The 12044-nt window shown below is 66.8% G+C and carries 10 protein-coding genes; 5 read left to right on the top strand and 5 right to left on the bottom strand.

Annotation, left to right across the window (positions count from 1 at the left end; all coding sequences use genetic code 11):
* Positions 1-201: 201 nt before the first annotated feature.
* Genes AZSP09_RS11765 through AZSP09_RS11755 form a run of 3 tightly spaced genes read left to right on the top strand, consistent with a single transcriptional unit; the run spans position 202 to position 2899 of the window.
* Positions 202-987: a TorF family putative porin gene (locus AZSP09_RS11765; RefSeq protein ID WP_152090140.1), complete on the top strand. Its 786-nt coding sequence runs from the start codon at positions 202-204 to the stop codon at positions 985-987.
* Between the two features lie 60 nt (positions 988-1047).
* Positions 1048-1386: a P-II family nitrogen regulator gene (gene glnK / locus AZSP09_RS11760; RefSeq protein WP_014235874.1), complete on the top strand. Its 339-nt coding sequence runs from the start codon at positions 1048-1050 to the stop codon at positions 1384-1386.
* Positions 1387-1399: 13 nt separating this feature from the next.
* A complete protein-coding gene (locus AZSP09_RS11755; protein WP_130459668.1) occupies positions 1400-2899 on the top strand; it encodes an ammonium transporter in 1500 nt (499 codons plus the stop codon).
* A 227-nt stretch (positions 2900-3126) separates the two neighbouring features.
* On the opposite strand, the gene purU is transcribed toward AZSP09_RS11755, so the two are convergent.
* The 5 genes from purU to AZSP09_RS11730 all read right to left on the bottom strand — a co-directional run bounded on the left by purU (position 3127) and on the right by AZSP09_RS11730 (position 9941).
* On the bottom strand, positions 3127-3987 hold the full coding sequence (gene purU, locus AZSP09_RS11750) for a formyltetrahydrofolate deformylase (RefSeq protein ID WP_014235872.1): 861 nt from the start codon (positions 3985-3987) through the stop codon (positions 3127-3129).
* A 7-nt stretch (positions 3988-3994) separates the two neighbouring features.
* On the bottom strand, positions 3995-4603 hold the full coding sequence (gene thrH / locus AZSP09_RS11745) for a bifunctional phosphoserine phosphatase/homoserine phosphotransferase ThrH (RefSeq protein WP_014235871.1): 609 nt from the start codon (positions 4601-4603) through the stop codon (positions 3995-3997).
* 99 nt (positions 4604-4702) lie between these two features.
* Positions 4703-7129: an EAL domain-containing protein gene (locus tag AZSP09_RS11740; RefSeq protein ID WP_152090139.1), complete on the bottom strand. Its 2427-nt coding sequence runs from the start codon at positions 7127-7129 to the stop codon at positions 4703-4705.
* Positions 7130-7136: 7 nt separating this feature from the next.
* Positions 7137-7973 carry a phosphate/phosphite/phosphonate ABC transporter substrate-binding protein gene (locus AZSP09_RS11735; protein ID WP_152090138.1) on the bottom strand — a complete coding sequence of 279 codons (837 nt, stop codon included), beginning with the start codon at positions 7971-7973 and terminating at the stop codon, positions 7137-7139.
* Between the two features lie 63 nt (positions 7974-8036).
* Positions 8037-9941, bottom strand: a complete 1905-nt coding sequence (locus AZSP09_RS11730) for an ATP-binding cassette domain-containing protein (protein WP_152090137.1) — start codon at positions 9939-9941, stop codon at positions 8037-8039.
* A gap of 142 nt (positions 9942-10083) precedes the next feature.
* On the opposite strand from AZSP09_RS11730, the gene AZSP09_RS11725 reads away from it, so the two are divergent.
* The gene (locus tag AZSP09_RS11725; protein WP_130459671.1) at positions 10084-11289 is read left to right on the top strand and encodes an HD-GYP domain-containing protein; all 1206 of its coding nucleotides are present in this window, start codon (positions 10084-10086) and stop codon (positions 11287-11289) included.
* Between the two features lie 43 nt (positions 11290-11332).
* Positions 11333-12028, top strand: coding sequence for a hypothetical protein (locus AZSP09_RS11720; RefSeq protein ID WP_130459672.1), 696 nt, complete (start codon positions 11333-11335; stop codon positions 12026-12028).
* Positions 12029-12044: the final 16 nt, after the last annotated feature.

Raw genomic sequence — 12044 nt, 5'->3', positions numbered from 1 at the left:
GCGTGCGGCGGCTTTCCCATGGGGTGGCACTGCTTTGGTGCAACTCCCCGTCATGGTGCGCCAGCCCGGTGCGCCTCCTGCGGAAGAGGGCTAGGGGTGCTCCCTATTTTGTTGATTTATCTTAAAAATAAAGTTGGCACGGCATGTGCTAACGGTCTGTGCAAGCTTTTACTTTCATCGAACGAAACAGGAGTCCAAATTATGCGCAAGACGCTCATCGCCACCGCCGTTCTGGCTGCCCTGGCCGCCTCTTCCACCGTCATGGCCGAAGAAGCCGCTCCCGCCGAACATACCTTCACCGCCAACGTGACCCTGGCTTCCGAGTACATCTACCGCGGTATCGGCCAGACCAACCGCAAGCCCGCCCTGCAAGGCGGCTTCGACTATTCCCACGCCAGCGGTCTGTATGCCGGCGTCTGGGGTTCCAACGTGTCCTGGCTGAGCGATGCAGCCACCAATATCAGTTCCTCCGTTGAGATCGACCTCTACGGTGGCTACAAGAACACCTTCGCCGGCGGCGACTGGAACTACGACGTGGGCGTGCTGCGCTACAACTACCCGGGCACCTACCCGAGCGGCTACACCAAGGCCGACACCACCGAACTGTACGGCGCCATCGGCTGGAAGTGGCTGACCCTGAAGTACTCCCACGTGGTCTCCAGCCACATCTTCGGCTTCACCGGCGCCAATGGCACCGACAACACCCGCGGTTCCGGCTACCTGGAACTGAATGCCGCCTACGACCTGGGCGACGGCTGGGGTGTGCTGGGCCACGTCGGTCACCAGAAGATCAAGAACAACGACGATGCCTCCTACACCGACTACAAGGTCGGTGTGACCAAAGATGTGGGCTTCGGCACCGTCGGCCTGTCCTACTGGACCACCAACGCCAAGGCCTGCGGCGACAGCACCCCGGTGTACTGCAACGCCTTCAACAAGGATCTGGGCGAAGGCCGTGCCCTGCTGTCCTTCACCAAGACTTTCTAACTTCCATCTTCCCTAGGCATCCCGGGGACCCGATCCCCGGGGCCATTTCAGGAGAAAGCTATGAAACTGGTAACCGCCATCATCAAGCCGTTCAAGCTTGACGAAGTGCGTGAAGCCCTTTCCGCCATCGGCGTGCAGGGCATCACCGTCACCGAGGTCAAGGGGTTCGGTCGGCAAAAGGGGCACACCGAGCTGTATCGCGGTGCCGAGTACGTTGTGGATTTCCTGCCCAAGGTGAAGATCGAGGCTGCCGTGAAGAACGAGCTGCTCGATCAGGTCATCGAAGCCATCGAGAAGTCTGCCAGCACCGGCAAGATCGGTGACGGCAAGATCTTCGTCTTCGACGTCGAACAAGTCATCCGCATCCGCACCGGTGAGACCGGTGAAGATGCTCTGTAAGAGGGAGAACACAATGAAACGCTTTCTTGCTGTTCTGGCCCTGTTCGGCGTAGTCGGCCTGTCCGCCGCGCCGGCCTTTGCCGATGACAAGCCCGCTGCCCCCGTGGCTGCCGCTGCCGAAGCCGCTCCGGCTCCCGCTGCTGCTCCGGTCGCAGCACCCGCTCCGGCCGCCGAAGCTGCTGCTGCCGAAATCCCCGCCCCCAAGGTGGACAAGGGTGACACCACCTGGCTGATGGTCTGCGCCGCCCTGGTGATCCTCATGAGCATTCCCGGCCTGGCCCTGTTCTACGGCGGTCTGGTCCGCTCCAAGAACATGCTCTCCGTGCTCATGCAGGTGTTCATGGTGTTCTCCCTGATCACCGTGCTGTGGTGCATCTACGGCTACAGCGTGGCCTTCACCGAAGGCAGCGCCTTCTTCGGTAGCCTGGACAAGCTGTTCCTGTCGGGCGTGACGCCGGAGTCCCTGGCTGCCACCTTCTCCAAGGGCGTGGCTGTTCCCGAATTTGCCTACATCGTCTTCCAGGGCGCCTTCGCCGCCATCACCTGCGGCCTGATCATCGGTGCCTTCGCCGAGCGCATCAAGTTCTCCGCCCTGCTGGTGTTCGTGGTCCTGTGGTTCTCCTTCTCCTACCTGCCCATGGCTCACATGGTCTGGTACTGGGCCGGTCCCGACGGTTACGTCGATGCCGCTGCCGCCGAGAAGCTGGGCGCCACTGCCGGCTTCCTCTTCCAGAAGGGTGCGCTGGACTTCGCCGGCGGTACCGTGGTGCACATCAACGCCGCCGTTGCCGGCCTGGTGGGTGCCTTCCTGATCGGCAAGCGTATCGGCTATGGTCGTGAATCCATGGCCCCCCACAGCCTGACCATGACCATGATCGGCGCCTCCCTGCTGTGGTTCGGCTGGTTCGGCTTCAACGCCGGCTCCGCCCTGGAAGCCAACGGCACCTCCGCCCTGGCCTTCATCAACACCTGGCTCGCCACCGCTGCCGCCACCGTTTCCTGGGTCTTCGCCGAATGGCTGATCAAGGGCAAGCCCTCCATGCTGGGCGCTGCCTCCGGTGCCGTCGCCGGCCTGGTGGCCATCACTCCCGCCGCCGGCTTCGTCGGTGTGGTCGGTGCCCTGGTGCTGGGCCTGCTGGCCGGTGTGGTCTGCCTGTGGGGCGTCAATGGCCTGAAGCGCCTGCTGGGCGCCGATGACTCCCTGGACGTGTTCGGTGTCCATGGCGTCGGCGGCATCCTGGGTGCGGTCCTGACCGGTGTCTTTGCTGCTCCCTCCCTGGGCGGCACCGGCATCTGGGACTACGTCACCAACGCCGTTGCCCCCGAGTACTCCATCGGTGACCAGGTCATCATCCAGCTGACCGGCGTGGGTACCACCATCATCTGGTCCGCCGTGGTCTCCCTGGTGGCCTACAAGCTGGTGGACATGTTCATCGGCCTGCGTGTCCCCGAAGAGGAAGAGCGCGAAGGTCTGGACGTCACCTCCCACGGCGAAAGCGCCTACCACCTGTAAGACGCGGAATCTTCCGCCTCCATGCGACGGGCACCTGCGGGTGCCCGTTGTTTTTGGTGCCGGGATTTTTATGCATGCCTGGAAAGGCGCGTGGATGCTGTGTTTGCGTCATGCCATGGCTGTCATCCAGGAAGCATGCGCCTTTCCGGCCATCCGCCTGCAGCTGCCCCGGCGGAAAAGAAAAAGGGCGCCGCGGCGCCCTTTTCATGTCCGGGAACGACCACGGTTCAGCGGAACACCACCGTTTTGTTGCCGTGCACCAGCACCCGGTCTTCCAGGTGGTAGCGCAGGCCCCGGGCCAGCACGGTTTTTTCGATGTCCTTGCCGTAGCGCACCATGTCCTCCACCGAATCCGAGTGGTCGATGCGGATCACATCCTGGTCGATGATGGGGCCCTGGTCCAGGTCGGCGGTGACGTAGTGGCAGGTGGCGCCGATCAGCTTGACGCCCCGTTCATAGGCCTGGTGGTAGGGCTTGGCGCCGACGAAGCTGGGCAGGAAGCTGTGGTGGATGTTGAGGATCTGCCCCGGATAGGCGGCGCACAGCTCGGGCGAGAGAATCTGCATGTAGCGGGCCAGCACCATGGTGTCGCCCTTCACTTCCTCGTACAGGCGCTGGATTTCGGCGTAGGCGGCAGCCTTGTTGTCCGCCGTCACCGGGATGTGGTGGAAGGGGATGCCGTGCCACTCGACGAAACCGCGGAAGGTGTCGTGGTTGGAGATGATGCAGGGAATCTCGATGTCCAGTTCCTTGGACTGCCAGCGGGAGAGCAGGTCGTAGAGGCAGTGCTCCTGCTTGGAAACCAGCACCACCACGCGCTTCTTCACGGCGCTGTCGCTGATCTTCCACTCCATGCCCAGTTCCTCGGCGACGGGGCGGAAGCGCTCCCGCAGCTCGGCCAGGTGGAAGGGCAGGGAGTCGGCCCGCACCTCGATGCGCATGAAGTAGCGGCCCGCCGTGTCGTCGGCGTGGAGGGCGGTTTCGAGAATCCAGCCCTGGTGGGCGGCGAAGAAACCGGAAACCTTGGCGACGATGCCCACCCGGTCGGGGCAGGAGGCGGTCAGGGTGTAGTAGCGCTGGCGATGCATGATGGTCTTAGATGCGTTCGCTGGCCTTGAGGATCTCGCCCTTGAGGGCTTCGTAATCCTTCACCACCGGGAACTGGGGGAACTCGCGGATGACGTTTTCCGGCGGGCAGAAGAGGATGCCGGCATGGGCTTCGCCGAGCATGGTGGTGTCGTTGTAGGAGTCGCCGGAGGCGATCACCTTGAAGTTCAGTTCCTTGAAGCGCTTCACCGCTTCCTGCTTCTGGTTGGGCATGCGCAGGTGGTAGTTCACCAGGAAGCCCTGGGCGTCCGCTTCCAGCTTGTGGCAGAACAGGGTGGGGAAGCCCAGCTGCTGCATCAGGGGCATGGCGAATTCGTAGAAGGTGTCGGAGAGGATCACCACCTGAAAGCGGGGGCGCAGCCACTCGACGAATTCCTTGGCGCCGGGCAGGGGACCCATTTCGGCGATGACCTTCTGGATGTCCGGCAGGCCCAGGCCGTGCTGCTTGAGGATGCCCAGGCGGTACTGCATCAGCACGTCGTAGTTCGGCTCTTCCCGGGTGGTGCGGCGCAGCTCGGGGATACCCGTGCGTTCGGCGAATTCGATCCAGATTTCGGGAACGAGCACACCTTCGAGGTCAAGACAAACGATCTGCACGGAAAACTCCTTGGCTGAGGACGCAAAAGCCAGGATTTTAGCAGAAGGGGCACCGTTCCGACGCCCCGCCGACCGGCCGTGGATGGCGGGCCGGGGCGCTCAGGCAGCGGCCGGCGGGGCCGCCGGGTCCGGCAGTTCGGGGCGGGGCCGGGAGAGGTGGTAACCCTGGGCCAGGTCCACCCCCAGTTCGCCCAGCAGCAGGTAGGTGGCCCGGTCCTCGACGAACTCGGCCACCGTCTTCTTGCCCAGGCCCCGGGCCACTTCGATGATGGCCCGCACGAACACCTGGTCCTCCCGGCTTTGCACCAGGTTGCGGATGAACATGCCGTCGATCTTGATGACGTCGGCGTCCAGGTGCTTTAGGTAGGCGAAGGAGGAAAAGCCGACGCCGAAATCGTCCAGGCAGACCGAGCCGCCCATGCTGCGGATGTGGCTGATGAAGCGCTGGGTGTCGGCCATGTTGGAGAGGGCGGCCGTTTCCGTCAGCTCCACCAGCAGGCGCTGGGGCGCCACCCGGTGGGTTTCCAGCAGGCCGGTGATGTAGTCGGGCAGACCCGGGTCGTCGAAGGAGCGGCCCGAGATGTTGATGGCCAGGCCCGGCAGGTCGGTGCGCCGGGCCAGGGTGCGGATGCCGGCGGCCAGCACCCAGCGGTCGATGTCCAGGATGCGGCCGTTGCGTTCCGCCGCCGGGATGAATTCGCCCGGCATCAGGTACTGGCCCGGGTGTTCCGGGTCCTTCATGCGCAGCAGCACTTCCAGGTGGGAGAGTACCGGGGTGCCGGTGGTGTAGATGCCCTGGAAGTGCAGCTCGAACAGGTCCTGCTCCAGGGCCGCCTGGATGCGCTCGGCCCAGGACAGCTGGGCCAGCATGTAGGCGGACTGGCCCAGTTCCTCGCGGAAGACGCGCCAGCCGTTCTTGCCGGCGTGCTTGGCGGCGTACATGGCGATGTCGGCCCGGGCCACCCATTCTTCGGGCCGCCGGGCGTGCTCCGGCAGCAGGGCGATGCCCAGGCTGGAGGTGAGGCGCACCTTGGTGCCTTCGAACTCGAAGCCCAGGGCGGCGACGGCGCTGATGATGCGCTGGGCCAGGGTCTGGGCGGCCGCCAGGTCGGCGCCCGGGGCCACCACGGCGAATTCGTCGCCGCCGAGGCGGGCGAACATCTCGTTGCCCCGCAGCAGCTGCCCCACCTCGCCGGCGATGCGCAGCAGCACCGCGTCCCCGGCCCGGTGGCCGAAGCTGTCGTTCACCGTCTTGAATTCGTCCAGGTCGAAATACAGCAGGGCCGCCCGCACCGAGGCATCCCGCTCGAGCTGCACCGCCAGCCGCTGCAGCTCGCCCTCGAAGCGGCTGCGGTTGTAGAGGCCGGTGAGGGGGTCCCGCTCGGCCATGAACAGCAGCCGGTCGGCGGTCTGCCGCTCATGGGTGATGTCCTCGAAAATCCACAGCCGGCTCTCCCCTTCCTCGGTCTGCCCGGAGGCGGCCGGCACCGCCACGCTGGTCTGGGTCAGCAGGCGTTCGTCGGACTGGCGCAGCTCCCATTGCAGGCCGTCGTCGAGGAACAGGTGTTCCCGCTGGTAGGGGTCCGGCAGGCGCTGGGGGTCGCTGGCGATGCGCTGCACCAGGTCGCCCAGGGTCATGCCCGCCGGGGTGTCGTCCTCCTCCAGGCGCCACAGCTGGCGGAAGGCCGGGTTGGCATAGACCACCCGCCCCTCGGGGGAGACGAACAGCAGGCCCAGGCGCATGGAGGACAGCAGGGCGTGCAGGCGGGCCTGTTCGGCGGAAAGGGTGGCGGCCAGCTGGCGCTGTTCCCGTTCCGAGGCCAGCAGCTCCCCCACCCGGGCGGCCAGGGCGCCGCCCATCTGGTTGAAGGCCCGGGTCAGGGCGCCGACATCGTCGTCGGCGCTGTCGGGCAGGGTCTGGAAGGTGGCGCCCCGGGCCAGGCGGCGGCTGGCCTGGGTCAGGCGGTTCAGGTGGCGGGTCAGCCAGAGGCCGATGGAGGCCAGCACCAGGGCCGAGAGCAGGAGCCCGCTGATGGCGATGAGCATGGTCTGGCGCTGCAGTTCGTCCCGGGCCTGGCGCAGGAAGCCAAGGTCGAGGCCGTATTGCAGCTCGCCGAACTGGCGGCCGCCGATGCTCATGGGAATGCGCAGGTCGAAGTTCTGCAGTCCGCTTCCGTCCAGCAGGCGGGCCGGATTGTCGGTGGCCGGCAGGGGCCGGCGGCGGTCCCAGTTGGCGGTGGCGATGATCTGGCCGTCGTTGTCGAACATGACCAGGTAGTCGATGCTGTTGATGGCCTGGGTCGCCTGCAGGATGTCGCTGACGGCGGCGTAGTCCCGCTGGGCCATGGCCGGTGCCAGGGCGGCGTCGAGCAGCAGGGTGGTTTCCTTGCGCCGCAGCTCGAACTGCTCCAGCAGATGGGCCTCGGTCAGGCGCAGGCCGTTCCACAGCACGGCGCCGATGATGACCGCCTCCACCAGGATGGTGGACACGATCAGCTTGCCCCGCAGCGTATGCAGCCAGCCCATGCCCATCCTATTTCTTCAGCAGCCGGCGGGTTTCCGGCAGCACCTTGTCCATCAGCCGGGCATCGGCCGGGGTCGGCTCCCGGTAGCCGCCGTGGGTGCTGATGTCGAAAAAGACCTTGCCCTCCGGCGTCTGCTCGAAGGCGTTGAGGACTTCCTTGATGCGCTGGCGCTCGGCCGGCGGCAGCCGGTTGTGGGCCATCAGGGCCAGGCCCGGGGCGGACGGGCATTCGCCGGCGATGCGGGTGGCTTCCCGCAGGTCGGCCGGGGCCTGGGCCACGGTGGAATGGGAGACGATGGCGGCCCGGGCCTTGCCGCTGACCACGCTTTGCAGGGCGCTGCTCTGGGTGACGTTTTCCACCACGCGGAAATCCCGTTCCGCCAGCAGGCCCTTTTCCGCCAGCCAGTTGAGGCCGAGCATGGGCACCATGGCGCTGCGCTCGTGGATGGCCACGGTCTGGCCCCGCAGCTGCTCCAGGGAGGCCAGGGGCTGCTCCCGGGGCACCATCAGGTAGCAGCGGATGTCGTTGCGGTGGCGCAGCAGGGGAATGTAGCCGTAATCCACTTCCGCCAGCCGGGCGTAGTGGGGGGCGATCAGCAGCAGGTCGTACTCGCCGGCGAAGGCGCGGCTGGTGAAGGTATCGAAATCGGGGGCGGTCTGCAGGCTCACCGGCCGCCCCAGGCCTTGCTCCAGGTAGGCGGCGAGGGGCGAATAGGTGGTGATGAGGATGCGGGTGCTGAGATAGGGCAGGACCCCGAATAGCAGGGGGCGGGCTTCCTGGGCCTGCAGCAGGGTGGCGGGCAGGAGCAGCAGGAGTAGCGACCAGCGTCGCAGCAGATGTCCCATGCCCCTCCTTCCCCTTGATCGGTTGTTATGTCCCGGGCGGCGCCCACGGCCGATGTTAGGGCATCACTCGGGAACGGGCAATTGTTCCAGTTCGTCCTGGGCTTCCAGCCAGCGCTCCTCGGCGGCGCCGATGTCCCGGGTCAGCTCGGCCTGGCGCTTGACCAGGGGTTCCAGCAGGGCCGGGTCCGGGTTGGCGTAGAGGCCGGGGTCGGAGAGGCGCTGCTCCAGCAGCTTCAGTTCCCCCTGCCAGGCGGCCAGGCGTTTCTCCAGGGTGTCGATTTCCTTGACCAGGGGCCGGCGCCTGGCCAGCAGGGCCTGGCGGGCGGCCTTGTCGTCCTCCCGCTGCTGGCGCCGTTCCTCCTTGCTGGCCTCCTTGACCGTGTCCGCCTTCTCTTCCTTCTGCTGCTGGGCCAGCCAGGCGGCGTATTCGTCCAGGTCGCCGTCAAAGGGGGCGGCCTTGCCGTCGGCCACCAGCCACAGGCTGTCGGCGGTGGTGCGCAGCAGGTGGCGGTCGTGGGAGACCAGCACCACCCCGCCCTCGTATTCCTGCAGGGCCAGGGTGAGGGCCTCGCGCATCTCCAGGTCCAGGTGGTTGGTGGGCTCATCCAGCAGCAGCAGGTTGGGCCGGTGCCAGATCAGCAGGGCCAGGGCCAGGCGGGATTTCTCGCCGCCGGAGAAGGGGCCGCAGGGCCGGGTGGCCATGTCGCCGCGGAAGTCGAAGCCGCCCAGGTAGTCGCGCAGCTCCTGCTCCCGGGTGGTGGGGGCCAGGCGCACCATGTGCTGCAGGGGCGATTCCTCGGGGCGCAGTTCGTCCACCTGGTGCTGGGCGAAGTAGCCGATGGCCAGGCCCTTGCCTTCCTTGTACTCGCCGGCCAGGGGCGCCAGGCGGCCGGCCAGGAGTTTGACCAGGGTGGACTTGCCGGCGCCGTTGCGGCCCAGCAGGGCGATGCGCTCGCCGGGGCGCAGGGTCAGTTCCACCTGGTCGAGGATGACCTTGTCGCCGTAACCGGCCCGGGCGTGGGTCAGGGTCAGCAGGGGATCGGGGCTGGCCACGGGGTCGCGGAAGCGGAAGGTGAAGGGCGTATCGACGTGGGCCGCCGCCACCTCCTCCATGCGGGCCAGGGCCTTGACCCGGCTCTGGGCCTGCTTGGCCTTGGTGGCCTTGGCCTTGAAGCGCTCGATGAAGCGCTGCAGATGGGCCCGCTCCCGCTGCTGTTTCTCGAACATGCCCTGCTGCAGGGCCAGCTGCTCGGCCCGCTGGCGCTCGAAGGCGGAGTAGTGGCCGCTGTAGAGTTTCATCCGGCCCTGCTCGATGTGCAGGATGTGGCTGACCACGGCGTCGAGGAAGTCCCGGTCGTGGGAAATCATCAGCAGGGTGCCGCGGTAGCTCTTCAGCCAGCCTTCCAGCCAAAGCACCGCATCCAGGTCCAGGTGGTTGGTGGGTTCGTCCAGCAGCAGCAGGTCGGAGCGGCACATCAGGGCGCGGGCCAGGTTGAGGCGCACGCGCCAGCCGCCGGAAAACTCCTTCACCGGCCGGGTGAAGTCGGCATCGGTGAAGCCCAGGCCGTGCAGCAGTTCGGCGGCCCGGGCCTTGGCGCCGTAGCCGCCGATCTCGCCGTAGCGGGCGTGCAGGGCGGCGATGCGCTCGCCGTCGTGGGCCGCTTCGGCCACCTTGAGGTCAGCTTCCACCTGGCGCAGCTCCCGGTCTCCGTCCAGGGTGAATTCCAGGGCCGGGTCCGGCAGGGAAGGCGTCTCCTGGGCCACGTGGGCGATGACCCAGCTGGCCGGCAGGTCCAGGTCGCCGCTCTCGGCGTGCAGGGCGCCGCTGAAAAGGGCGAAGAAGGAGGACTTGCCGCAGCCGTTGCCGCCGGTGAGGCCCACCTTGTATCCGGGATGTAGCTGCAGGCTGGCGTCGCTGACCAGGGGCTGGCCGGCGCGGGCGAAGGTGAGATTGCGGAGACTGATCATGGGGCAAACTGGCGTGAAAGCGGCCTGGCAGCAGGGATTGCCCCAGGACGGAGGAAAGGCCGCATTGTACGCTGCCCGCCGTTGCCGCTTGAAGGCATAATTGGCCTGTGGTGTCCGATCAATCCCTGCCCGACCTGCCTCGATGATCAAGAAAATCGCCATCGCCGAACTGAAGCCAGGCATGTTCATCCACGACCTCAACATGGGCTGGCTGGACCACAACTTCCTGCGCAACAGTTTTGCCGTGCACGACGAGGCCGACCTGCGCAAGGTGCGGGAGACCGGGGTGCACGAGGTCTATATCGACACCGCCAAGGGCCTGGACGTGGCCCATGCCCCCACCAGCGAGGAAACCACCCGGGAACTGCACCAGCGCCTGGAGGCCATCGCCGAGGAGGAGCCGGCGCCGCTGCGCAGCGTGGCCCTGGCCGAGGAGATGCACCGGGCCCGCAAGCTGCACAACGAGGCCCACCGCATCGTCCGCGACATGATGGGCGACATCCGCCTGGGCAAGCAGATCGAGATGGAAAAGGTGGAGCCCATGGTGGAGAACATGGTGGATTCCATCTTCCGCCACCAGGACGCCCTGATTCCCCTTTCCCGCCTGAAGACCCACGACGACTACACCTTCCTCCATTCGGTGTCGGTGTGCGCCCTGCTGGTGGCCTTCGCCCGCACCCTCAACCTGCCCAGGGACACCATCAAGGAAATCGCCATCGGCGGCCTGCTGCACGACGTGGGCAAGGCCCAGGTGCCCGAGTCCATCCTCAACAAGCCGGCCAAGCTGACCGACGCCGAGTTCGACAAGATGAAGAACCACGTGGTGCAGAGCAAGATCATCCTGCTGCACACCCCGGGCATCAGCCAGATCGCCCTGGACGTGGCCGCCGAACACCACGAGCGCTTCGACGGCACCGGCTACCCGAACAAGTACAAGGGCGACCAGATCAGCCTCTACGGCCAGATGGGGGCGGTGGTGGACGTGTACGACGCCATCACCTCCAACCGGGTGTACCACAAGGGCATGCCCGCCACCGAGGCCCTGCGCCGCCTGCTGGAATGGAGCCAGTTCCACTTCAACCCGGAGCTGGTGCAGGCCTTCATCCGCAGCATCGGCATCTACCCCACCGGTTCCCTGGTGCGCCTGGAGAGCGGCCGCCTGGGGGTGGTGCTGGAGCAGAACGCGGAAAAGCTGCTGCTGCCCCGGGTCAAGGTCTTCTACCATGCCGAGAAGCGCTACTACCTGCCGCCCGAGGAGGTAGACCTGAGCCTCAGCCAGGACCGCATCCTCGGTCACGAAAACCCGGAGCAGTGGGGCATCGACATGCGTACCTGGATGCCGGCCTGAAGCCGGTTATACTGCCCTCCCCCGCGTTTCCCCAGCCTTCGCCATGCGCCGTTCCGCCTTTTTCCTCCTCGCCGCCGCTGTTGCCGCCCCCCTCTGGGCCCAGACCCTGGCGCCCATCGACGATGCCGAAAAGACCCGCCTGGAAGCCCAGGTCAAGACCATGAAGGCCGAGGCCGAGGACATTCGGGCCGGGGCCGAGCAGCAGTTCATCGCCGACGAGAAGGTGTGCTGGCAGAAGGTGCTGGTCACCGCCTGCATCGACGAGGCCAAGGCCCGCCGGGTGACGGTGATCCAGAAGGCCCGCGCCATCGAAGTCCAGGCCAACACCCTGCAGCGCGAGGTGAACAACCGGGTGCTGGCCACCCGGGAAGCCCGTCGTGCCGCCGAAGCCCCGACCCGGGCGGCGGAGCAGCAGGCCGAGGCCGAGCGCTACCGGGCCGAGCAGGCCAAGGCCGCCGCCGACCGGCAGAAGCGGCAGCAGGCCAAGGTCCAGGAAGAGGCCGCCGGCCGCGCCCAGACCGCCGCCGAGGCCAAGGCCCGGGCCGAGCGCCTCAACGCCAAGCAGCAGGACCGTCCCCCCCGCAGCACGGCGACCCCGGAAGAGGAAGTGGCCCAGCGCGTCGCCGAGCGGGACAAGCGGGTGGCGGAGAAGAAGGCGGAGCGGGAAGCCAAGGAAAAGCAGCGGGCCGCCGAGCGCGCCGCCTGGGAGGCCCGGCAGAAGCAGTTGCAGGGCAAGTAGGGGTTGGGCCGCCGCC

The organism is Azospira sp. I09 (genome assembly GCF_009177135.1).
In the GTDB taxonomy this organism is placed as follows: domain Bacteria; phylum Pseudomonadota; class Gammaproteobacteria; order Burkholderiales; family Rhodocyclaceae; genus Azospira; species Azospira oryzae.
The sequence above is the reverse complement of the archived record's forward strand: the minus strand, read 5'-3'. Positions and strand labels throughout refer to the sequence as shown.